The 24,203-nt window shown below is 35.9% G+C and carries 17 protein-coding genes and 1 tRNA gene; 8 read left to right on the plus strand and 10 right to left on the minus strand.

Going from position 1 to position 24,203, the window contains the following annotated elements; all coding sequences use genetic code 11:
- Window positions 1-110: 110 nt before the first annotated feature.
- The 8 genes from K9M53_RS08875 to K9M53_RS08910 all read right to left on the minus strand — a co-directional run bounded on the left by K9M53_RS08875 (window position 111) and on the right by K9M53_RS08910 (window position 16,158).
- Entirely contained in the window at window positions 111-7,895 is a 7,785-nt protein-coding gene (locus K9M53_RS08875; RefSeq protein ID WP_224013951.1) for a beta strand repeat-containing protein, read from the minus strand.
- A gap of 334 nt (window positions 7,896-8,229) precedes the next feature.
- Entirely contained in the window at window positions 8,230-9,351 is a 1,122-nt protein-coding gene (locus K9M53_RS08880; protein WP_224013952.1) for a T9SS type A sorting domain-containing protein, read from the minus strand.
- 227 nt (window positions 9,352-9,578) lie between these two features.
- Window positions 9,579-10,214 (minus strand): Crp/Fnr family transcriptional regulator, encoded by a 636-nt coding sequence (locus K9M53_RS08885; RefSeq protein ID WP_224013953.1) that lies wholly within the window; start codon window positions 10,212-10,214, stop codon window positions 9,579-9,581.
- Window positions 10,215-10,656: 442 nt separating this feature from the next.
- Complete coding sequence (locus tag K9M53_RS08890) at window positions 10,657-12,603, minus strand: M1 family metallopeptidase (protein WP_224013954.1); 1,947 nt, start codon at window positions 12,601-12,603, stop codon at window positions 10,657-10,659.
- A 71-nt stretch (window positions 12,604-12,674) separates the two neighbouring features.
- Entirely contained in the window at window positions 12,675-13,025 is a 351-nt protein-coding gene (locus K9M53_RS08895) for a dihydroneopterin aldolase (protein ID WP_224013955.1), read from the minus strand.
- Between the two features lie 95 nt (window positions 13,026-13,120).
- The gene (trxB, locus tag K9M53_RS08900) at window positions 13,121-14,068 is read right to left on the minus strand and encodes a thioredoxin-disulfide reductase (protein WP_224013956.1); all 948 of its coding nucleotides are present in this window, start codon (window positions 14,066-14,068) and stop codon (window positions 13,121-13,123) included.
- A gap of 134 nt (window positions 14,069-14,202) precedes the next feature.
- Window positions 14,203-15,081: a DUF4249 family protein gene (locus K9M53_RS08905; RefSeq protein ID WP_224013957.1), complete on the minus strand. Its 879-nt coding sequence runs from the start codon at window positions 15,079-15,081 to the stop codon at window positions 14,203-14,205.
- 219 nt (window positions 15,082-15,300) lie between these two features.
- Complete coding sequence (locus K9M53_RS08910; RefSeq protein WP_224013958.1) at window positions 15,301-16,158, minus strand: sigma-70 family RNA polymerase sigma factor; 858 nt, start codon at window positions 16,156-16,158, stop codon at window positions 15,301-15,303.
- Window positions 16,159-16,456: 298 nt separating this feature from the next.
- Between K9M53_RS08910 and K9M53_RS08915 the strand changes: the two genes are divergently transcribed.
- From K9M53_RS08915 to K9M53_RS08925, 3 genes are all read left to right on the plus strand, one after another.
- Window positions 16,457-17,473: a threonine aldolase family protein gene (locus tag K9M53_RS08915; protein ID WP_224013961.1), complete on the plus strand. Its 1,017-nt coding sequence runs from the start codon at window positions 16,457-16,459 to the stop codon at window positions 17,471-17,473.
- Window positions 17,474-17,825: 352 nt separating this feature from the next.
- Complete coding sequence (locus K9M53_RS08920; protein WP_224013963.1) at window positions 17,826-18,164, plus strand: hypothetical protein; 339 nt, start codon at window positions 17,826-17,828, stop codon at window positions 18,162-18,164.
- Between the two features lie 175 nt (window positions 18,165-18,339).
- Entirely contained in the window at window positions 18,340-19,119 is a 780-nt protein-coding gene (locus K9M53_RS08925; RefSeq protein WP_224013965.1) for a class I SAM-dependent methyltransferase, read from the plus strand.
- Between the two features lie 46 nt (window positions 19,120-19,165).
- Here the strand turns inward: K9M53_RS08925 and K9M53_RS08930 are convergent, their stop codons facing one another.
- Window positions 19,166-19,573, minus strand: a complete 408-nt coding sequence (locus K9M53_RS08930) for a hypothetical protein (RefSeq protein ID WP_224013967.1) — start codon at window positions 19,571-19,573, stop codon at window positions 19,166-19,168.
- 47 nt (window positions 19,574-19,620) lie between these two features.
- Window positions 19,621-19,691, minus strand: a tRNA-Cys gene (locus K9M53_RS08935).
- Window positions 19,692-19,741: 50 nt separating this feature from the next.
- Here K9M53_RS08935 and K9M53_RS08940 point away from each other — a divergent pair.
- The 5 genes from K9M53_RS08940 to pgi all read left to right on the plus strand — a co-directional run bounded on the left by K9M53_RS08940 (window position 19,742) and on the right by pgi (window position 24,160).
- Complete coding sequence (locus tag K9M53_RS08940) at window positions 19,742-20,620, plus strand: nucleoside phosphorylase (RefSeq protein ID WP_224013969.1); 879 nt, start codon at window positions 19,742-19,744, stop codon at window positions 20,618-20,620.
- Between the two features lies 1 nt (window position 20,621).
- Window positions 20,622-21,404 (plus strand): diaminopimelate epimerase, encoded by a 783-nt coding sequence (gene dapF / locus K9M53_RS08945; protein WP_224013971.1) that lies wholly within the window; start codon window positions 20,622-20,624, stop codon window positions 21,402-21,404.
- Window positions 21,405-21,442: 38 nt separating this feature from the next.
- Window positions 21,443-21,910 carry an NUDIX domain-containing protein gene (locus K9M53_RS08950; protein ID WP_224013973.1) on the plus strand — a complete coding sequence of 156 codons (468 nt, stop codon included), beginning with the start codon at window positions 21,443-21,445 and terminating at the stop codon, window positions 21,908-21,910.
- Complete coding sequence (locus K9M53_RS08955; protein WP_224013975.1) at window positions 21,907-22,500, plus strand: GNAT family N-acetyltransferase; 594 nt, start codon at window positions 21,907-21,909, stop codon at window positions 22,498-22,500. The genes K9M53_RS08950 and K9M53_RS08955 overlap by 4 nt, the downstream gene beginning before the upstream one ends.
- A gap of 61 nt (window positions 22,501-22,561) precedes the next feature.
- On the plus strand, window positions 22,562-24,160 hold the full coding sequence (pgi, locus tag K9M53_RS08960) for a glucose-6-phosphate isomerase (protein ID WP_224013977.1): 1,599 nt from the start codon (window positions 22,562-22,564) through the stop codon (window positions 24,158-24,160).
- Window positions 24,161-24,203 lie beyond the last annotated feature (43 nt).

Consider the following 24,203-nt stretch of genomic DNA (forward strand, 5'->3'; position numbering starts at 1 on the left):
TTACTAAAAAACAGCCCGGAAAACTATTATATTTTATCAAAATTCATAGACATATTAATAAAAAAGCGCCCATTTGTAAATGAGCGCTTTTTTTATTACCTGAATGAACATTATTGCAGCAGTAAATTTATATAATTGTGATCACCATTAGGCTTAATAATCTGCAATTGGTATCCGCCTTTAGCTAATCTTTTATCTAAATTTATTTCTTTAATTTCGGTACCGCCGTTGTAAGTCAGTTCTTCTCTCATAATTTCCTGTCCAAGCGGGTTGAATAAACGAAGTCCATATTTTCCCGATGGAAGATTTTCAAATTTCAATTTTGCAACGTTAGTTGTTACCGGGTTTGGATAAATAGTTACAGAAGCCGGTTTCACATTTCCAATGCTAACCTCTACAATTTCACTATAACTAACAACCCCACTATTATCAACACTACGTATTCTATAATAATTTGCATCAGGTGAAGGCTGAACATCTAACCAACCGTATTGAATAGCTCCGTTTGCTTTAACAGTGGCTACCGCAGTAAAGGTATTGCCATCAACAGATTTCTCTACTATGTATTGTTTAATATTCAGTTCATTTTGTACATTCCATTGCACCTTAATATCATCATTTGTTTTGCGTGCATTCACTGTAGTAAAAGTTACAGGTAATGGCCCTCCATCGGGAAATGCAAAAACAATTTTAAAACGATTAACCGCCTGTGAGGCTGCATTGGCTGTAACAGTAAAATTAACCTTGGTAGTATCTCCTGTCAGTGGTATAAAGGATCTTTGTCCCGTGAAACTATCGATCAAAATACCAACCAGCCCCGTTGATGCCAATCCAATAGAAGCAAATGCAAACTGATATGTTTTTTGCTGTGTGCCTTTTAAACTTAAATAGATGGTGTCCGTTACTGTTAGTTCCGTTGTCTTGTCTATTGCTATGCTTTTACCATCTCTTATAATGGAAATATTTTCTCCTGGATTTGGTATCTTCTGCGCATCTTCCAACCAATTTACGCCATCGCTGTATTGAGGTCCGTAAAGTGCCAATGCTCCATCTACAATAGCGATCTCATCAGGATTTACAGCGCTTAACTGAATACCGAATTCCTGAACATCGGTGACATTTACCGGACGGAAAACCATGGCACTTGTGGTGGCTTTGTCAGTCTCTAAAAAATGAGCCGTTCCGGATTTTCCATTCATTATAAATGCCTGACCTGATTCTATTCTACCTTTTACAAAGGCAGATTGTGGTGTTACTGACCATGATGAATATACGCCGGGACTAATAAATGCCAGGTAAGTATAATAACCAACATTATTATGCCCTCCTTTAGGATCCCAAACGGTGTAGTTCTGTCCTACTCTTGGTGAATCTCTTGTTATAAGACTATCTATTATAAATTCTGATGGATAAGGATTACCTATTACATTAAAGCCATTTCCTATTGTTAAAGGAAGAGCGCCTTGTTTTATCGTACCCTTAGAACGCAAAATAGTAGAGGTATATGTATTAGCCGGAGGCGTTTGTACCAGCACACTCCTATCCCCTCTTATAAAGATCATATAACCCGGGAAAGTTGTCATGTCGGTCGTATCTGTTCTGCCGGGCACTTTCCATTTTTGTGCTACTACATCCATATACATCAAGGAAGGATTATTAGTAGCTGACTTATCATATCCTGTAGCAGAAGGTACTGTCGACAACACATTGGTGATCTCAGTTCCATATCCATGTACAGGATTAAATAGGTCGGTAGTTACATTGTTAGTACTATTTTCCTGCCATGCTTGCTTAATGGTTTGTCCGCGGGTGCTTAATGGAGTAGTTAATAAGCGCCATGCACGATAACTATCAATATAACGCTCTACAGTTATTTTGCCTGAGATATAAGTACTTACTGATTTATTAATTGCTACTCTTGCTGTTCCGTTGTTATTTGATTGCAAAGTAAGACTATCATTGGTTGCAAATACAGCACTGGTACCGTCAACAACATTTACAGTACCGGGAGATGTTGTAGTTCCTCCTACAATATAAAGACTTGAACTGGTTGTGCCCGTAGCAAGTGATGCACTTGCATTTAATTTTATAGAATTTAAACAGTTTTTAATCTTGGCAACATCATAGGTAAAAGTTAAAGCAGGAGATGAAGCGCTACTGCCAATAACCAGGTTTGATGTTGCAGAACCGGTTAATGAACCTGCATTGCTTGCACCGCTTGAATAAGTTCCATTTAAAGTAAGTGTATTACCATTAATGCCAAATGTACCCGATGTTAACGCACATCCTCCATTGATCTGCAGATCAGTTCCTAAAGAAACAAAAGCAGCACTGTTACGATTTATAGTAAAACTATTCAATAGTTGGCTTCCTGACGTAAAATATAAAGTACCCACAGAGCCTGTATTACTACCACCAATGAAAATTTTTGAACTACCTGAACCTGTATATGTTCCGGTACCAATATCCTGAATTCCGTTAATAGTTAAAGTATGCGCTCCTATATTAAATATGCCTCCGTTATTCAACGTAATGCTTGCACCGCTGTTAACTGTAAGGCTACTGGAAGTTAAATTAACTGTTGAACCATTGTTCACGTAATAATAGATAGAATCTGTTGCGCCGGTAAAGCCGGTAGGGTCAAATATTTGTGAACCTGATTTTGTAAATATTATCGCATTTATATTAGCAGGACTAACGCTGGAGCTATTTTCACTTGTTTCTGTTACCAACGTTCCTGAAGCTGTTGTAAAATCACCGCTTGTTTTTAGAACGCCTGTACCTGTAGTTGGAGTAAGTACAAAACCAGCCTGTGAAAGGTAAAGCTTACTTGCATTCGTAAGCGTAACATTTTTTGATACGGTAAGTGTATCATTTCCTGTTCCTCCTGCAGAGATTGCCATATTGCCACCATTCATAACCAAATTTCCTAGTACAGATATATTCGTTGAAACATTTGAAGCCAATCTAAGTGCACTGCTTCCGGTATTTACAACTGTCATGTCTCCAGCTATTACCAAAGCAGTTGGTCCTGCTAATGAAACATTTTGCGTTTGTGTAGAATTCCAGGTAAAATTTCCGAATGTTTGATTTAAGCTAACAGTAGATGGTCCGCTTATAACATTACCTGTAAAAAGTACAGTTGAAGTAGTTGGCCAACCGGAAGTTGGTGTTGGTATTGTACCTCCGTTTACATTATTTTGATAGGTTGCATTGGCTCCTATCGTAAGTGTTCCGCTATTTGCAATAGGATTAGATGGGGTTGAACCTCCTGTTGTATTTTTATACGTTCCATTTATTACCAATGCTGTTCCTGTTCCTATATTCGTTACCGCTGTTGATCCTGTTGCAGTAGTAAATTCAAGTGTCTTTCCTGTATTAATAGTAAAACTTCCTCCTGTGGTTGTTAACCTGCCCGCTGTGGAAAAATCAGATGTTAAATTAACTCCTCCTGCACCGGTAACATTGAATGAAGTTGCAAGTGTTGTTGCAGTTAATCCTGCAATATCAGAACAAAAATATCCTGAGCCTACAGACATAGATTGTGCTGCAGATGTACTGGTAAAGTTTACTGTGGCTGAGCTTGCAGAATGTTCAATACTTGCTATTTGCAAACTACCAGTACCAAGATTTGTTCCGGATGTTGTGGTTAAATTTCCAGCAAGATTTAAAGTGCCCGTGTTACCTGTACCTGTACCATTCATGGCAAGAGCAAAAACAGGCGCACTGTATCCACTTAAAGTACCGGAAGTATTACCAAAATTATAAGTCGCATCTTCTATAAAATTACCTGATACGTTTATTACTTCATTTGTTCCATAACTGTTAAGTCCATATCGTCCGGCATAATGATTTACATTTCCCAATACATTAATTGTTTGTGTTCCTGTAGTCATTTGGATATAACTGGATGTCCCTATTCTGCCCAGCGTAAGATTTCCTTGTATTATGAAAGAAGATGCAAAACCTCCAAATAATTTATACGCATTCGTATTCAGACTTGGATTATCAAACGTAATATTTCCGTACCCAGCGGCACCGGGCGTACCTGCTGTAAGGCCGCCTGTAGCAGGGTTACTTAAATTGGTTACATTTATATTTGAATTTGCATGCCATAAAGCTGCAGGAATTTGCCCTGCAGTAGTTCCTGTAAAATTATAATTACCTCCATTAGCAAAACCCAGTGTACTTGATGTAACTGATGCAGCAAATAAAGAAGTGCTTGTCGAACTATTATTCAAATTTCCTTGTACAATAAGATTGCCTTTTGTAACTGTCATAGAATTTGAAACAGCAACACTAGAACTTGCAGCTATTTTACAAGTACCCGTACCGGCACCGGCAACTGACAATGTAGTACCAGTACTGTTATTAATATCCAGATTATAATAAGTAAATGGAGTTATAGTTTGAATAGCTGTTCCATCATAAGAAATTGTTCCTGTTGAAGCAGAAGTAAAAGAGGAACTTGTAGTGAATGTATGCTGAATGCTATCTGTTTTACCTGAAATAAAACTTCTTGTTCCACCACCACTTGGGTTACTAAATACAAGATCATAATAGTTTGCAGGAAGAATGGTTTGTGTAGTAGCTGTTCCGCTATCACTATAATTAACAGTACTTCCCGTTTCCAGAGGATATAAAGTAAGTCCCGAAGTTGGTATAGAACTCGTAACAAAAAGTAATGTTCCTTTATTAGCTACATCAACTATTCCTGTAAAGCTTTTAGTAACTCTAAAAGTAACCAGGTTAGCCCCATCTCCCACAATTATTTTAGAATTGATTCCGCTAACCGACCAGGTAGAAGTTGACATTGTAGAATTATTCGAAATAAATCTAAATATCTGGTTAGGACTTGTAAAATCCGGTGCAGGATTGTGTGCTAAGGAATCGTACCAACCGGAAGGGATACATATATCTGGATAATTATTTCCATCATTAATATTAGGCCTGTCTCCCCAATTATAATAGAAATGACAAATAGTTTGCCTACCACTATTGATTAAAGGTCCTGACCCAATTAAATTAACGGAAGAACTAAAATTGAAATTACTGTAAGGCGTTGAACTTATACGAATACTATCCGGCACCACTCCAGATGCGCCGATATCATCCGTAATGAACACATAGGTAGTGGTTGCTGAGTTTATTGGAATAGCATTTATTCCGCTGAATGTAAAATTAAGAGCACCTGAAGTAGTTGATGGGGCATTTGCAATAGTTGCACCTGCAGCCGTAACTTGAGTAGCTCCTGTTAATGAGTTAGTAGAATTATACCAAAGTCTAAAATTTCCAAAATCTGAAGCACTACTTGTAGAAAAGTTCCCTGATGTATTTACTGTAAGTGATGTTAGTGTTGTATTGGTATTATAAGCAGTAATATTCATTCCAAACAAAACTTGCTTTACAGAACCTCCCGAAACACTACTGTCTCCGGGCTGATTGGAACCACTGATCAAAATAAAAGGAGCAGCAAAATCAATTTCATCTGCACCTATCAATGGATTATCAGTTGTATTTGTTCTTGTTTGATTATCTATATCAATTGAAATATTAAGGCTGAATCCCGCAGCGGTAGTTATTGGTGTAGCTTTATACAAAGAGTTTGCTGTAAACAAACTTAAATGCAGATTTACTGTTCCTATTGTTGTATTGATAAAGCTTGCTGTAAAATTGTTGGAGTTTTGTTCTCTTATTGCAACAGGTATTCCTGCAAGGTAAGTTGTCCACGCACTTAAAGCCTGATAGTTATTCGATGGTGTTCCTCCAATAAATTGCCGGCTTGATGTGGTAATGTCAAATATATTATAATCTGTACTCAAAATAGTTCCACTGTTTATAAAAATACAGTAGGCGTAACCGTTAGAGCTATTACTAACTGTATTTTTGAAAATATTATTACGTATATCTACATTATTTCCATTTACATAAAGGCAAGCTGCGGTTATATTCGTAAGATTAGAATTTGCGAGAATAGAATTATAATAAACATTCACTCTACCGGCACCATTAGTAAATAATAGTCTTTCGTTAAAGTTAGAAGTAGAACTATTTGTAAGGATGTCATAAATGAAGTTGTTGTACACATTAACAGTACTGCCGCTAGGCACATCTACATAAATGCCTGAAACGGAAGGGTTAGAACTATTTTTTGAAACAGCAATTTCATGTACGGAACAATTATATACATTAGAAGTTCCGGTGGCATTTTTTAAATAGATACCATATGCCTGTATACCCGTTGTTCCACTTGAACTGGTAACATTCTTTACCTCAAGATCATGTATAGATACAGAAGATTGATTAAGTGCTTTTATACCATAAGCTGAATCACTTCCGCCACCAATATCATTAGCACTTGAAGAACCAACGTTACAATTTTTTATTTCGCAATTTAGATCGGGGTTTGTTGTATTGCCAGACAAGAGAATGCCGTTATATGCATTAGTAACTGTTATATTCTGATAAAGATTATTTGAATTGGCATTTGAAGAAGAAGAAGGTGTAAACGCGGATGTTTGACAAACGCCGATCGGATCATTTGAATTGCTTCTATACAAAGTAACTGCACAATTTTTAATTGTATTATTTTGTGCCGGACTGGTAGTTGAACTATTGGTTATGTAATAACCGTATTCAATTTCTGCGGTATTATTAGCAGTATTAAGATCAGCTATGTCTATTCCGTCGAATGTTACGTAACTGCATCCATTTAAATTTATTACAGCATCTGTTGTTCCGGTTCCGGCAATAGGATTGATTACAGGGTTATTTCCTGAACCTGATCTTTGAAATACAATCGGCTTACTTACAGAAGACCCGACATTAGGCAATGGAGTAACATACTCATTAAATACATCTCCTGCTTTTACGTTAAAAGTATAAGGTCCTGTAATAGGAGAACAACTTATAATATCATTGATTGCTGCATTAAAAGAAGTATAGTTAGTTCCTGTATTGGTCATACCTACACTATTGTCAATAGTAAAAGTTCCTCCTCCACATGATCTCGATACATAGCAATTAAAATTATCAAAATAAGCTACTTTAGTAGAGCCTCCTGTATTGTGCTGCCACGCAAAGCCAAACAAACTCATAGCGCTACTTGTGTAAGTATTGTCTGTAGCTGTTCCAACTAAAGTATATGCACTTCCTGCGTTAGGGTCAGCAAATGCTGAAGTTCCATCATCTCTTACATAAAAAGACCATTGATTTGTTGTCGGATTATAAACTACTTTAAAACTACCATAGTGTGTTGTTGTCACAGCTCCAAAAGCAGAACCCAATAAATTCACAGGAGTTCCGCCAACACCTCCTGAAAACCTGTACAAACCATAGCTATTAGAACCGGTAATATTCATTACAGCATAACCATTTCCGCTGCTTAAAAAAGAAGAAGCATTGGAGTTGGTAGTACATAATATTGTAGCTATTGAATATTTAGCATTTGTACCTGCTGTATTAAAAGTACCACTTGCAGTATTGTTAGGACGCATATTAAACGTCCAGATAAGTGATTTTGTATTTGACCCTAATGTTGTATTAAACGGAGAAGAATAACTACTTAATGGAGCCGTTGCATAATCAGCTACTGCTGTTGCACTACCTGTCCCAGGATAGGTGTATCCTAATTCTAATACATTGGTACCGGAACTTGTAATTTGTAAATGTTCAGCTGCTGACCCTAAAGTTGCTGTATAAGTAATGGCAGGCGTAGAGCTTGTGGTGAAAGTAGAGCCCGTGGTAGACGTGGGTAAGCCTGAAGTTACACCCTCAAAATTATCTGAAAAAACTGTTTGTGAGTATACACCAATTGATGTAACACATAACAAGCTAAAAAGTACACAAAACACTAATTTGTTTGTATAAAAAGAACAGGGTAAACTTTTCTTCATAACTAAAAATTATCCTTATTGAATTAAATGAATTAGTAGAGGTAGCAAGCATTCAAAGGATAATTGACAAATAAAAAAAAGCGGGCTTAGGAAAGGATACCGGAAAACCTATAGTAATAAGTTATATCCTTGATATTTTAAGGGGAAGAACCATCTTATAATTGGTCATAATATCAGTGGTTATAAGCATCAAAGGTTAACACAAAGATAAAAATTAATTAACAGCATTTTTATTAATCTACGATAACGATTGCGTAAATGATAATGAATAAGTTATGAAATTAAAAAGAGACCCTAATAAGGTCTCTTTTTTAAAAAATATTGAACAAGTGTTTTAAAACGCAATATTTATACTTGTTATTTTATATGCAGGGTCCATAACTTCCAAACGATAAATACCTTTTCCAATGTTTTTATCGATACTTACAGTTTGAGTTGAACTACCCCCCTTATGATTAATAGTCTGTGTTGTAATTACCTGCCCAAAGTTATTAACCAGGCGAACTTTATATGTTCCGCTTATTTGATTATTTAATTGTAACCCTATTGTTTTTCCTACAACAGGATTAGGATATACATTAATGCTGCTGTTCGATTTATTATTGCTGATCTTTAAAATTTTACTGTACTGCGTTTTACCATCTTTACCAATTTCTTTAATACGATAGTAACTATTACCATCTACTATATTTACATCACTCCAATTGTAAGCATTGGAAGATTTACCGGAATTATTATAGCTTACATCTGCAACTTTTACAAAATCGATACCATTTGTTGACCTTTCTACTTCATAACCTGCAACATTGATTTCATTTTCCGCTTTCCATTCAACCGATACCGTGTTATTTACCTGCGAAGCCATAACACTGCTAAATGTTACAGGAACTACTCCACCTAATAATTGAGGAACGGAAGAAAAGATCACCATGAAACGTGTAGCGTTATTAGAAGCAGGGTCATCTGTAATAGAAAACATATAAGAGGTAGTTCCTCCGGTCAGATCTATTAGTGTAGATGTACCAGTATAGCTATCTTGCAAATATGCCAATAAACCCGGATGATTAAAATTAATAGTAGTAAAATCTAAACGATAAGGGATCTTCCTCATCTGGTTAAACGTATAAAATGTTGTATCTGTTGAACCGATCGGTTGTCTTTTTTCAATGGCCATAGATTTGCCGTTTCGTAGTATTGCCAGATTTTCAGTGAAATTTTTCATCTTCATGGCATCCTCCATAGGATTAACAGCATTAGAATAATTGCTGGCATATAAGCTCAATGTTCCATCGTTTAACGAAACGGAACCATCAGGATTATAAGCATATAAACTTGTGAGGAATTGTTCTACAGCCAAAGGTGAATTAGTTGTTGCTTTGGACTTGCCGGCATACGTAGTTGTTGTTAACAATAACAACAGGCATAAGCTGATTGGGTTGAAATGTTGCATTTTCATAGAATTTGGATTGAGATATGTCAATAAAACGGATATTTTTTCTTTTTATTGTTTTTGAATTAAGTATATTTTCTATACATAGAGTGCAAACTCTTAGAAGAGCCTGGTCTTTTCTTAAGAAAATAGTTCTTTCATTCAAAAAATATCTAATAAACATTTAATAAGATATTTTAAAAATAAAAAAGCCGGCAAAAAGCCGGCCCTCAAAAAACAAAACAAAACTTTAATTAAACTGCCTGCTTCAACCTGCCATTTTTAATCCTGCTTAATGTTTCCATGGCAAGGCTAAGAAAAGATGCTACATATTTTAATTGTACACGATCTGAAATATGACCATACATAGTTAAAAATCTTTCATATCGTAAAGACGCGGATGGCAACCGTCCTAACAATGCTCTTTCTTCTGCAGATGCATAATATTGTTCCAATATTTTGCGAACTACACTATTCATTTCATCAAAGTGCTTATATGTATAGTGTATACAATCAAAATGTAATCCTACTAATTCACAATCTTCAGTTGCTTGTATATTCTTTATTGCTGTAGCGCTATTTATAAATCCTTGCATAGAGCCAACCAAACAATTTTCATAAGCGATCCAATTGGTAACTTCTTTAGAGCTGTCTTTTACATACCCGCGCATAATTCCATGCAAAAGCAGATAGGCATGTTCGCAGGTTTCGCCTGACCTCACAAGATGTTTGCCTTTTTTTATTTTACGGGTAAATGTATTTGCATCTAAATATTTCTTTAGCTCTTTACTAAGTGGATGAAATTGTTGCAAAAATAAAGTCATTGGTGAATGACCATTTATACTCTGCCATCTTTGGGCGATATGAAGCGTTGGGCTTGATTGATTCATATTTTGAAAGGGATTTGATTATAAAACATTTTAAAAGGTAGATCTATATCAAACGAAAATATTCTAACATTTCACTGCTAACCATGACCTATATCAATACAACAAAATATGCATTGACATAGATCAAGACTTTTAGTTGGTTACAAAAGTTGCATTAGCAAATGAAACAGCTGCAATCCTTGAGAACATTGATGAATAAAGCATCTTTATTGAAAAATGATTCTGATTATAAAAGGAATCTAAGGTAGAATGTAATTGATAATTATGATATAGAATTACTTCGAAACGATTATAGTATTTGATCGCTTTTCTGTAATTAGTATCTTAATTAAACGCAAACCGGTATGCTTTAAATTAAGTAGAAGAAAATAATATAGAGTAGAGAAAGAATTTATTGTATTTAAAAACAAGCCGTAAGGTTTTGATCTTACGGCTTCAAAAATCATTGTGCATTCCAAATATTATTGGATGGATTGATATCCGGGAATATCTTATCGGGATCTATTACTACAGTTTTCAATTTATCCTTTGTTGGTATATTCACTCTCCATGCTTTTGTATTGTTCCAAACTTCTACGGGAAGTTTAATGGTTCCTTTATCTCCATTTTGAGATTCGTAGTATAAGATAACAGGCATTGCCATCTGATCTAAATTAGCAATAGTTACTACTGTTTCATTGCCTTCTTGGACATCCACAATAGCCTGATCTAATTTATAACTTTCTATAAACCATTCTTTCCAGAACCAGCCTAAATTTTCGCCGGCGACGTTATCCATTGTTCTGAAGAAATCCCATGGAGTTGGATGTTTATATGCCCATCTTTCAATGTAGGTCTTAAAAGCATAGTCAAAACGTTCGGGTCCCAATATTTCATTTCGCAATAATTCCAAACCTGCGCCGGGTTTAGAATATAACATAACACCAATATTGGACTCTTTCATAGCATCGGGAGTAGTCATTATAGATTCTCTCTTATCACTGAAATACCAGGGAGCCATTACACCCATGCTGCGAGGCTTTTCATAAAATTCTCCTTTATTAAAATCCTGGTCAGATAAGGTATTGATGAAAGTATTAAAACCTTCATCCATCCAACCATATTTGCGTTCATTACTTCCAACAATCATAGGGAACCATGTATGTCCAAACTCATGATCCGTTACTCCCCATAAGGTACTTGAAGTTGCTTCATATGGACAAAAAACGATGCCCGGATATTCCATGCCATGAATATTAGTTGCTACGTTAACAGCGCATGGATAAGGAAATTCAAACCAACGTTTGCTGTAATTTTCTATACTGCCTTTGGTATATTCAGTAGCCCTGCTCCACCTTGCTTGACCAACAGACTCTACCGGGTAAACACTCATTGCCATAGCTGTTTTACCGCTTGGTAAATTTATTTTAGCCGCATCCCAAACAAATGATTTGGAAGAAGCCCACGAAACATCTCTTGCATTGGATAATTTAAAATGCCAGGTAAGTGTTTTTTTATCAGGACGAGATGCTGGATCTGTTACTTCTTCTTTCTCCCTTATCATTATAATGGCATCACTTTTTTTAGCATCTTCCCAACGTTGTAATTGTTTTGCGGTAAGCACTTCTGATGGGTTTTGCAAAGCGCCGCTCCCAACTACAATGTGTGATGAAGGGGCTGTAATCGAATAATCAAAATCGCCATACTCTAAATAAAACTCACTTGGACCTAAATACGGCAATGTATTCCATCCATCTACATCATCAAATACACACATGCGTGGGTACCATTGCGCTACTGCAAAAATATCTCCGTTTTTTGTTGACTGGATACCGCATCTGTCTGAACCATATTGTGGCAATACAAATGAATAATCGATTTTAATTTTCACCACATCTCCTTTAGCTTCCATAGGCTTAGGAAGTTTTATTTGCATGCGTGTGTCATTAATTAAATAATTAGCATCTGTACCATCTGCGTATTTTACAGAAGCTATTTTATAGCCTCCGTCAAAATTACTTTTTGCATCACCATAACGGCTACGGTTATCCAAAGGCATACGAGCCTGTCCCCTGCTGTCTTTTTTAAATAGATTTTGATCTAACATTAACCACAGAAAAGGTAGTTTATAAGGACTGTTATTTTTATAAGTAATAGTAACACTTCCGCTTATCTCATGTGTGTCATCGTTTAACGAAACATTGATCTGGTAGTCTGCTTTGTTTTGCCAGTAAGCTGTTCCGGGCTCGCCGGTAGCTGCCCGTGTTTCAGTGCTGCCTGTTGGATAAAATTCCGGAGAAAACAAAATATGCGGATCGTACTTTGATTTAATAGTATCAATATTTACCTGTGCATTCGTATAGGCAGCCGATATAACAATAAAGGAAAGCACAATAAGTTTTCTGAACATACCGTATAAATTTTAAGTAATCGAAGTTAATTAAAACCGATGGATGAAGGACAGAGGAAAATTACCGCTTATCAAATTTTTACAGCAAGCGTTACGCCTACATTGCCTCTGAAAGCTTCAATGGGAGAATTCATTTTTCTTATATTGAAGACGATAGAAGTAATCCTTGGATCTACTTTTTTTATTTCGTCCACAATATTTTGTGCTAAGGTTTCGAGCAAAGCAGTAGGCTTTTGCATCTGTTCTTTAATTAAAGAATAGATCGAAACGTAGTTAATGGTTTCGTGTATAGAAGTGATCTTTTTATCTTCTTTAAATTCGATATCTATATTCACTATATATTCATTCCCCAAAATACTTTCTTCATCATGCAAACCATGATAAGAATAGAATTTTAAATTATCAAGATGAATAGTAAACAATGAAGAAAATTAATAATTAAGAATTAGTACTTAACAATTGAAGACTGGAGACACCAAAGAGAATGAATTATTAATTTTAAATTATTCATTATTAATTAATGCAACCCTTTTTCTCCCAAATATCTCTCTGCATCCAACGCTGCCATACAGCCGCTGCCTGCTGATGTTACTGCCTGGCGATATATCTTGTCCTGTACATCTCCTGCAGCAAAAACACCTTCTATATTGGTTTTAGAAGAGCCGGGAATTGTTTTTATATACCCTGCTTCATCTGTATCAATAAAGCCTTTAAAAATATCGCTGTTAGGTTGATGACCTATTGCCACAAAGAAAGCACTCACCGGAACTTCTGTAATAGCACCTGTTTGATTGTTTTTTATTTTCACAGCTTCCACCTTCTTCTCTCCTACAATTTCTTCCGTTTCACTGTTCCAATATACTTTTATATTCTCTGCTTTTAATACTCTTTCCTGCATTACTTTACTCGCTCTCATTTCCCCTCTTCTAACGATCATGTGTACCTGCGAACAGATCTTTGAAAGATACAATGCTTCTTCTGCTGCTGTATCTCCTGCACCAACAATCGCCGCTTCTTTGCCTTTAAAAAAGAATCCGTCACAAACAGCACAAGCGCTGACGCCGTAACCATTTAAACGTTGCTCACTATCCAATCCTAACCATTTGGCAGACGCACCGGTTGCAATAATGACGCTATTGGCTTCTACCCATTTCTCTTCATCGATCTGCACTTTTAATGGCTGTGATGAAAAATCAACTTTTGTAGCTAATCCGTAGCGGATATCTGTACCCATGCGTTGAGCTTGTTTTTCAAAATCAACCATCATTTCCGGTCCTTGAACACCTTCGGGATAACCGGGATAGTTTTCTACTTCTGTTGTAATCGTTAGCTGCCCGCCGGGTTGAATACCCTGGTATAATACCGGTTTTAAATTAGCTCTTGATGCATAAATAGCTGCTGTATAACCTGCAGGACCTGAACCTATAATTAAGCAATTAATTTTTTCTGATATTTCTGTACTCATAATCGTTTTAGCAAAAAGTAAAGATATTTATTACACTCTATTATATGAATTTGTTTGATTTTTTTATTACACGAATTATTGACACTAATTACACGAATTCTTCTCAGTGTTCGCTGCGCCTCTGTGAGACAAAATTATTTAGGCACTATTAATGTTTTATAGTCTGCCGCATAACCATAGAAAGCTCCTAATGCACCATTGCTGATATTCCCTATTACTTTATTAGGTTGCGCAAAAGGATTGCCGATACTTCTATAAGCAAATTCCCAGGTGTTCCAGAAAGTATATGTCGATTTATCAATGTCTGCTAATTTAACCGTGATCGTATCTCCCCTCTTAAAATAATTACTGTCTAAAGGAATAGGATTGTTTCTATCTACGCCGGGATCTATTTGAAATGAATACGTAGTGCCATCGATCACCTGGTCATTGAATACAGAATTATAACCGGGTAAAAAACCGCCGTTGTTTGTTTTGGTAAAGTATCTGCAATAATCTCCTAAACCTTTAGGATCTGTAAATTTCCCTGACAATAGAATAGCTGTAGTATCATCGTTATACGGCATTTTTTTCCACCACATTGAATCTAATATCTCTCCGAATGCCGGAATGGTTGTTGAGGATGTATACGTTTGTCCTTCTGTAGTAACAGTTAAAGAATAGGCTGTATTAAGTTGCCCTTTAAATGCATTGACATTATTAGAATCTATAGTGTAATAAAAATAATTGTAATTGTTTACGATAGGTACGCTGTATTCTTTTAACTGTTGTGTATCTACTCCATTTGAGATAGTGACAACTGCATTATGTACAAAAGCGCTGTCTAATAATTGAGGAGTAATGCTGCTGAAAAAACTGAAGCTTTTGGTAAGCACAACAACGGGTGGCTTATCATTTTCAATGGATGCATCTACCACCAAAACACCGTTTACATTGTTTAGGTTTAGATTAATATCTTTTTCGCAGGATGATAAGATAAAAGCTGCAATAGCAACAAAAAACAATTTATTCATTGCTGCAAAATTAATGATTGGTTTCACACAACGAGAACAACGAATGCAAAGTATACAACATTTTTAATTTTATAACAACCGTTTTCGTCAAGTTCATATTCACTGTTTTGGGGAAATAGCTTTCGTTGTTCCTTTGCTTTTTTGGCACACCTGCTTGAAACAAAAAAATCCCCGATGGCTTTACCATCGGGGAGAACTTCTAACAACTCTAAAAAGGAATTAACCTAAATATGCTTTTAATGCTCCGCTGTAACGGGCTTTTTGTAAACGTTTGATCGCTCTTTCTTTGATCTGGCGGATACGCTCTTTTGTCAGATCGTATTTCTGCCCGATCTGTTCGATGGTAACACCATTTTCACCATCCAAACCAAAATAAGCATTTACTATTTCTGCTTCACGTGGACTTAATGATTTTAATACACGACGAATTTCATTTCTCAAGGAATCATGCATTACATCTTCATCGGTATCATCACCACCTTGCAATAGATCGCCCATAGCTACATCTTCAGCCTCGTGTACCGGAGCATCTAATGAAGTATGACGAGTATTGCTTTGGAAGATATTATTGATCTCAGTTTCACTCATTTCCAACAACTCAGCCAATTCTTCTGTTGAGGGTTCTCTTTCATGCTCTTGTTCAAAAGCCATGTAAGCTTTGTTCGCTTTATTGTAAGTACCGATCTTATTTTGAGGTAAACGTACCAAACGACCCTGCTCAGCTAAAGCCTGTAAAATAGACTGACGTATCCACCATACAGCGTAAGAAATGAATTTAAACCCTTTGGTTTCATCGAAACGTTGGGCTGCTTTGATCAGACCAAGGTTTCCTTCGTTGATCAAATCACTTAATGATAACCCCTGATGTTGGTATTGCTTAGCAACAGAAACCACGAAACGAAGGTTTGCCTGCACTAATTTATCTAATGCACGTTGGTCGCCCATTTTGATCTTTTGAGCTAAAATTGTCTCCTCTTCAGGAGTGATCATCGAAATTTTTGAAATTTCCTGTAGGTATTTCTCAACTGCTTGTGAATCACGGTTGGTAATCTGGGTAGCTATTTTTAATTGTCTCATCTTAGTGGTTTATGTTTATGCTTTTATTCTAAATTATTGATATTATAACACTTGTTAGATACCAAAAGTTGAAAAAACGTTGCAATGGGGATGTTAATGTCCAATTCTATAAAGATTTGCAAATTTACGATGCGATTTTTGCATTTCATAGCTTTCGTGCAAAAAAGCGTGGAAACGTGGATAAATTTGACTTTTATTACGTTTGGGAACGTTTTCAGCCAAATTATCTATGGTTATATAAAGATTTAGTTAGATCTTTTTAACCTAGTTTACCTAAAGCATTTATTACATTTGATATATGAAAATAGATTTGCGTTCTGATACATTTACTACTCCAACGCCGGGTATGCTGGAAGCCATGTTCAAAGCACCTGTTGGTGATGATGTATTTGGAGAAGACCCTTCTGTAAACAAACTGGAACAGATGACTGCTGACATTTTTGGAATGGAAGCCGGGTTATTTTGCGTAAGCGGTACCATGGCAAACCAGGTTGCCATAAAAACACATACCCAACCAGGCAATGAAGTTATTTGTGACAAATTGAGCCATGTTTACATTTATGAAGCAGGTGGCATTGCTTTTAACAGCGGCTGCCAGGTAAAACCTATTGATGGAAATTTAGGCAGAATTACTGCAGAACAGGTAGAAGAAGCCATTAATCCGATTGACATTCATAAAGCAAAAAGCACGTTAGTTAGCTTAGAAAATACCGCAAACAGAGGAGGTGGAAGTTGCTATAATTTCATTGATATTCAAAACATTAAAGCAGTTTGTTCGAAATATAATTTGAGTTTACATTTAGACGGGGCAAGGCTTTATAATGCATTGGTTCACAAAAATGAAACGCCTAAACAATACGGAGAAATATTCAACAGCATTTCTGTTTGCTTAAGCAAAGGCTTAGGAGCTCCTGTAGGCAGTATTTTATTGGGGACTAAAGAGTATATTAAACAGGCAAGACAAATACGAAAGATCTTTGGAGGCGGATTGCGACAAGCAGGCTATTTAGCAGCGGCAGGAATATATGCTATTGAAAATCATGTAGATAAATTAAAAGAAGATCATGAGCATGCCAAACAAATAACAGCCGCTCTGCGTAAAAAAGACTTTATTGGCACTATTATTCCTGTTGAAACAAACATTATCATTTTTGAAGTAAAAGGAAGATTTACTCCTAAAGCATTGGTGGAGCATCTACAGAAAAAAGATATCCATTGCTTACCTATATCTCCTACACAAGTAAGAATGGTAACCCACTTAAATATAAAGCCGGAAATGGTCAATAAAATTATTCAAATTATAGATTTAATATAAATTATAACAAAAAATATTAAATGCTTATAAATCATACAATTATATAAATTATTTATATTTTTGTAAAGACATTTTTCTAGCAAGATATCTCATTTAACCTGCCAGTCTGAAAATAAAGAGATTCAATAACTTTAGTGCATTTTATAATCCTGTGGCTGGAAAAGCAAAAAATAAAGTTTTGCTAATAGTTTTTAGAGAGCACACTATTTCGTTACAGGCAACGTTACTTTGATGAAGATTATCTTTCATTAAAACGAATGCTTTGCTTTCCTCCTCTCAAATAATAATATTTCGGCAAAAGCAATTATTAATGCGGGTGCTTCGTCTTTGGATAGTAATTGACGATAGAAATATGTTTTACTTGGACGAAGAAAAGCCTATCACAATCAATGCTGACCATCTTCCGATAAAGATCATTGCCAATAATGGCTATCATTCTTCCAAACCATTGCTCATAGAAACGCCAGTCAATGCCCCTCTTTATATTGAAGTGGGATGTACCGCAGACAATCTTCGCCTTTGGGTTGCTTTAATAGCAAGTATCCTGTTTTTTACCCTTTTCTTTATAACTGGTATGGAAGTATTGCTTATTCTCGCCAACATCCCTTTTATTTATCTAATGTATCGGTTTTTCGGAAATCATAAAGAGTTTATTACTATTTCTGTATTAAAGATTGGAAATAAGAAATAGTTTTTGTTACAGTAAGTTTTATTGTAAATGTTTAGCCTGTTAGCAAATTATCAATCACATAGCTAAATTGTCAACTTACCTATATAACTTCAATAATATTTTAACTTTGCTGTAGTTATTTCCGATTTGATTAATTCCTTGTGCTATACAAATTTTTAAAAACAGGATAGAAAACATGATTGCAAGAATTAAAACTTTTATTCCGGCAGGTTTAAAAAAACAAATCAAACTATTGCTGCATAAGGGTAATAAATATACTTGCCCTTTTTGCAATTATTCTTCAAAAGATTTATCAATTATTGGAGTTAACTTACCTGTTTTAATTGAAAAACAAGTGGTTGGCGGAGGCGAGAGACGAGGTGGATGCTATAATTGTGACTCTACGGATAGAGAACGGTTACTACTTGTGTATTTAAAAGAAAAGCTAAACATAGCAAGCATTGCTAAGGAAATGAACGTTTTACACATTGCCCCGGAGAAAAATCTGGCAAATATTTTACTCAAATTAGACTTCAAAAGCTACATATTAGGTGATCTATATACAGATGGCTATTCATATCCTGAATATGTTCAAAATATGAATGTCTTAAACATACCGTATGATAACAATACATTCGACTTAATAATTTGTAATCATGTGTTGGAGCACATTCCAACAGATACTGATGCGATGAAAGAACTACAAAGAGTTCTTAAACCCGGAGGCAAAGCAATTTTGCAGGTACCTATCTCTAAAAACACACTAAAAACATTCGAAGACTTTTCTATTACAGACCCAAAGCAAAGAGAAATGTTATTCGGACAATATGACCATTTAAGATTATACGGACAAGACTATGTTCAAAGACTTGAGCAAAGTGGTTTTAAAGTAAATAGAATAAATATCTCTTCAGAATTTATAAAATATGGTGTTAATGAAGATGAAGAATTATTTATTTGCGAAAAAATGCCGTAACGCCTAATTAATTATTGATAGGAATGGCAACATCTCACTAAAATCCTTACTCAGTATTTTCCTTATTATCGATCTTCATATCAGGAAAAATAGCCGCCAGCATCATAACGATAACGGATAAGCCCATTACATAAATACCAATTCGTTTTTCAGGACAATATGCGTCATAGCAAGAGGTGAATAATACATAGGTTTTAATTGCGTAACCAAACACTAAAGCGCAAATAAAAAGATTAGCACGCTTAGCCCAAATTTTGGGTAATAACATAAATACAAACACCACAACCGTAAAAGGCACTAAAAATTTAGCTGGTCTTCCGTATTGATTTTGTTCAGAAAAAAAACCGGAAAATGTTTTATTTACATCTGGGTAGTATGCCCAAGGCATAAAGCAGGATGCTATCAATGCAATGCAGGCGATCAGCCCGGCGTAATGTAAAATCTTGGTGTTCATTATTATTAAAATTCCCTCCCGGACAACCGAGAGGGATTAAATTTTAGAGGTCTCGACCAGATTCGAACTGGTGTAGAAGCTTTTGCAGAGCTCTGCCTAGCCACTCGGCCACAAGACCCTTTTTAAGTGTTGCAAAAATAGGGTATTTTTAAGCATAATTAAAACTATATGAACAGAATTGCAGAATCGGAATTAATTATTACCAAGAGAGATGCGATCTATCACCTGGATTGTAAACCGGAAGAAATAGCGAACACTATTATCACTGTCGGCGACCCTGACAGAGTAAGTGCAGTGAGCAAGCATTTTGATAAAATAGAATATAAAAATCAACATCGGGAATTTGTAACACACACCGGTTATATTGGCAAAAAAAGAATTAGTTGTATCAGTACCGGCATTGGCACTGATAATATTGATATCGTCTTAAATGAACTGGATGCCTTGGTTAATATTGATTTTAAAACAAGAACAATAAAGAATAAGCTTACTTCTTTAAACATCATCCGTGTTGGCACTTCAGGGTCTTTACAAAAAGATATACCTGTGGATAGTTTTGTAACAAGTACACATGGCTTAGGTATCGACAATCTCCTTAACTTTTATCTACAGTCTAATAATGAAGAAGAAAAACAATTGGTTCAAAGTTTTGTTACACAAACACAGTTACACCAGCAATTTGCACATCCATATATTAGTGGCGCAAGCGGGGCTTTATTAAAGCATTTTGTAAAAGATTTTCACCAGGGCATAACGGTTACCTGCCCGGGCTTTTATGGTCCGCAGGGAAGAGTGTTACGCCTGGGATTGGCGAATCCATCTTTAATTGATAATCTTACCAGGTTTACTTTTGGGCAACACCGCATCAGCAATTTTGAAATGGAAACAGCAGGTATTTATGGAATGGGCAAATTATTAGGACATCATTGTTTATCATTAAGTGCTATCGTTGCCAACCGCATAGACAAACAATTCAGCAAAGATGGAAATGCTGTGGTAGAAAAATTAATTCAGATAACTTTGCAAACAATTTCAGATAAATTATAAGATGAAAATAAGTTTTTCAAAATACCAGGGAACTGGAAACGATTTTATTATTTTAGATAACCGCGATGGTATTTATTCCGGATTAGCCCCTGCACAAGTAAAAAGTTTGTGCAACAGAAAATTTGGTATCGGTGCCGACGGGTTAATGTTATTAAATGCAAATGCAGGTTATGATTTTGAAATGAAATATTACAATGCCGATGGCAATGAGAGCAGCATGTGCGGTAATGGCGGACGTTGTCTAGTACGTTTTGCGCATGATGTAGGCATTCATAAAACGGCTTATAAATTTTTAGCCATAGATGGTGAACATTTGGCAGAGATAGATACCGATGACTCTATCCGTTTAAAAATGATCAACGTAGATAATGTTGAAGAAAAAAACTCACATTTTGTTTTAAATACAGGCTCACCGCATTTCGTAAAATTCGCCTCCAATGTTCCGGAGATTGACGTGGTGGAAACCGGGAGAGAGATCCGCTATAGCAGCACATACGAAAAAGAAGGCATTAATGTAAATTTTGTAGAGATATTAAGCCCTTATAAAATTTTGGTACGTACTTACGAAAGAGGCGTAGAAGATGAGACCTTAAGTTGCGGTACCGGTGTTACAGCATCAGCATTGGTAGCCGCACATAACGACAATGGATTTAATCGTGTAGAAGTAAAAACCCCGGGGGGGCATTTAAGTGTTGAATACGAAAAAATAGATTCGCAGCACTTTAATAATATATGGCTTTGCGGACCGGCTAAATTTGTATTTAAAGGAGAAGTGGAAATTTAATTTCTTACAACGAAATAGAGAACAGTAACAATCAATTCATGCAGCAAATTACTTTACGTGTTTACGGGATTTTAATCAACGATAAAAAACAGGTTTTGGTAAGCGATGAATATATACGTGGTAATTATTACACCAAGTTTCCCGGTGGTGGTTTGGAATTAGGTGAAGGAACAAGAGATTGTTTAAAAAGAGAATTTAAAGAAGAGCTTGATTTGGAAGTTGAAGTGGGCGATCATATTTATACAACTGATTTTTTCCAGGTAAGCGGTTTTAATAATGCACATCAGATCATTGCTATTTATTATTATGCAACAGCATTGGAGCCAATTAAAGCCCCCTTACGCACAAAGCCTTTTGATTTTGACGAACAGCAATTAAAAGTATACGATGAAATCCAACAAACGGAAACTGTACGTTTTATTGAGTGGGATGAGTTTTCGGCAGACAGCGTAACATTACCGATCGATAAAATAGTTTCCACTATGGTGAAACAACAATTTTCATGAGTACCGATAATTTCTTTGAAGAGAACATCGTTCTCGAGAACGATATTGCACGCTTAGAGCCATTGGAAGAAAAACATTTTGAACATTTGTTGCCGTTGGCTTTAGATCGATCACTTTGGCTATACACTATTAACAAGATCAATACAGAGGCTGATTTCAGAACATATTTTGATACGGCAGTAAATGAGCGGACACAGCAGCTCTCCTATCCTTTTGCCATTTTTGATAAAGCTTTCAACAAATATGCCGGCAGCACCCGCTATCATACTATTTCCTTTCCTAATAAAAGAGTAGAGATCGGGCAAACATGGATCCATTCTTATTTTCATGGCAGCGGATTAAATAAAGCCTGCAAGTTTTTATTATTAAGTTTTGGCTTTGATGAATTGCATTTAAACCGAATAGAATTAAAAACAAACAACCTCAATAAACGCTCTCAAAAAGCGATGCTAAAAATAGGCGCTGTGCAGGAAGGAATTTTACGCCGTCATATTATTAATGATGATGGCACAATTAGAGATACTGTTTATTTTAGTTTTATTGCAGAAGAATGGAATACAATAAGAAATACTGTTTTCAAGGAATTTTAATTACTTGAAGTATCTTCGCAATCAGCTAACTATCAATCATTCATTTTTAAATAACCAGAGAATGTTCCCCAAAACAAACCCTACTACAACAGCAGCCTGGCAGCAGTTACAACAGCATTATGCAACAGTTAAAGATGTGCATATGAAAGACCTGTTTGAAGAAGATGCCGATCGTTTCGATAAATTTTCTTTGTACGAAAAAAATATTCTTTTTGATTTCTCCAAGAACCGGATAACTGATACCACGATTGAATTGCTATTGCAATTGGCAAAAGATTGCCAGGTAAAAGAAGCTATCGAAGCGATGTTTAACGGAGAAAAAATAAACGAAACTGAAAATCGTGCGGTGCTGCATACAGCTTTACGTAATTTTTCAGGAAAACCGGTAATTACAGATGGTAAAGATGTAATGCCGGATGTACATGCTGTATTACAGCAAATGAAAAATTTCACTGCAAAGATCCACAGCGGCGAATGGAAAGGTTATTCCGGCAAACCCATTAAATATATTGTCAACATTGGCATAGGCGGCAGCGATTTAGGTCCTGTTATGGTTACGGAAGCATTAAAACCTTATTGGAAAGAAGGCATTCAGCCATACTTTGTAAGCAATGTTGATGGTACCCATATTGCTGAAACATTAAAAAAGATCACTCCCGAAGAAACATTGTTTTTAATTGCCAGTAAAACATTTACTACGCAGGAAACAATGACAAATGCGCATACCGCCAGGGAATGGTTTTTACTACACGCCAAAGAAGAAGCGCATATTGCTAAACACTTTGCAGCTTTAAGCACTAATGAAAAAGAAGTGGTGAAGTTTGGTATTGCAGCTGAAAATATGTTTGTTTTTTGGGATTGGGTTGGCGGCAGGTATAGCTTGTGGAGCGCTATTGGGCTATCAATTGCCTTAACCATTGGATACGATAATTTTGAGAGCTTGTTAAAGGGCGCTCACGAAATTGATACACATTTTGCTACCGCATCGTTTGAAAAGAATATACCGATAATAATGGCATTAATTGGTATTTGGTACACTAACTTTTTTAATACTTCTACAGAAGCAATACTTCCATACGATCAATACTTACATCGCTTTGCTGCCTACTTTCAACAAGGTAATATGGAAAGTAACGGAAAGTATATTGATAGAAATACCAACAAGGTTTCCTACTCTACCGGTCCTGTTATATGGGGCGAGCCGGGCACAAATGGTCAGCATGCATTTTACCAATTGATACACCAGGGCACACAAATAATTCCTTGTGATTTTATTGCTCCTGCTGTTAGTCATAACCCGATCGGAGATCATCATCAAAAACTGTTGAGTAATTTCTTTGCACAAACGGAAGCATTGATGAATGGTACAGATCATGAAAATCCTTACCGTGTTTTTCAAGGTAATCGTCCAACCAATTCATTTTTAGTTACCGAAATCACTCCTTTTATTTTAGGTGAGCTGATCGCTTTATATGAACACAAGATCTTTGTACAAGGTGTTATCTGGAATATTTTCAGCTTTGATCAATGGGGAGTTGAATTAGGAAAGGTATTGGCGAATAAAATCTTACCTGAATTAAAAGATGATTCACCGATTACATCGCATGACTCTTCTACAAATGGGTTAATCACTGCGTATAAGAAAATGAGATTGAGTTAATTTCTATAAACAATATATTATAATGCCGGACATTTTGTACCGG

The organism is Ferruginibacter albus (assembly GCF_020042285.1).
Taxonomy (GTDB): Bacteria; Bacteroidota; Bacteroidia; order Chitinophagales; family Chitinophagaceae; genus Ferruginibacter; species Ferruginibacter albus.

Excerpts from the sequence above, each read along its gene's own strand:
- K9M53_RS08875 (WP_224013951.1), bottom strand. The coding sequence starts at position 7,895 with ATGAAGAAAAGTTTACCCTGTTCTTTTTATACAAACAAATTAGTGTTT.
- K9M53_RS08880 (WP_224013952.1), bottom strand. The coding sequence starts at position 9,351 with ATGAAAATGCAACATTTCAACCCAATCAGCTTATGCCTGTTGTTATTG.
- K9M53_RS08885 (WP_224013953.1), bottom strand. The coding sequence starts at position 10,214 with ATGAATCAATCAAGCCCAACGCTTCATATCGCCCAAAGATGGCAGAGT.
- K9M53_RS08890 (WP_224013954.1), bottom strand. The coding sequence starts at position 12,603 with ATGTTCAGAAAACTTATTGTGCTTTCCTTTATTGTTATATCGGCTGCC.
- trxB (WP_224013956.1), bottom strand. The coding sequence starts at position 14,068 with ATGAGTACAGAAATATCAGAAAAAATTAATTGCTTAATTATAGGTTCA.
- K9M53_RS08905 (WP_224013957.1), bottom strand. The coding sequence starts at position 15,081 with ATGAATAAATTGTTTTTTGTTGCTATTGCAGCTTTTATCTTATCATCC.
- K9M53_RS08910 (WP_224013958.1), bottom strand. The coding sequence starts at position 16,158 with ATGAGACAATTAAAAATAGCTACCCAGATTACCAACCGTGATTCACAA.
- K9M53_RS08915 (WP_224013961.1), top strand. The coding sequence starts at position 16,457 with ATGAAAATAGATTTGCGTTCTGATACATTTACTACTCCAACGCCGGGT.
- K9M53_RS08920 (WP_224013963.1), top strand. The coding sequence starts at position 17,826 with ATGTTTTACTTGGACGAAGAAAAGCCTATCACAATCAATGCTGACCAT.
- K9M53_RS08925 (WP_224013965.1), top strand. The coding sequence starts at position 18,340 with ATGATTGCAAGAATTAAAACTTTTATTCCGGCAGGTTTAAAAAAACAA.
- K9M53_RS08930 (WP_224013967.1), bottom strand. The coding sequence starts at position 19,573 with ATGAACACCAAGATTTTACATTACGCCGGGCTGATCGCCTGCATTGCA.
- K9M53_RS08940 (WP_224013969.1), top strand. The coding sequence starts at position 19,742 with ATGAACAGAATTGCAGAATCGGAATTAATTATTACCAAGAGAGATGCG.
- dapF (WP_224013971.1), top strand. The coding sequence starts at position 20,622 with ATGAAAATAAGTTTTTCAAAATACCAGGGAACTGGAAACGATTTTATT.
- K9M53_RS08950 (WP_224013973.1), top strand. The coding sequence starts at position 21,443 with ATGCAGCAAATTACTTTACGTGTTTACGGGATTTTAATCAACGATAAA.
- K9M53_RS08955 (WP_224013975.1), top strand. The coding sequence starts at position 21,907 with ATGAGTACCGATAATTTCTTTGAAGAGAACATCGTTCTCGAGAACGAT.
- pgi (WP_224013977.1), top strand. The coding sequence starts at position 22,562 with ATGTTCCCCAAAACAAACCCTACTACAACAGCAGCCTGGCAGCAGTTA.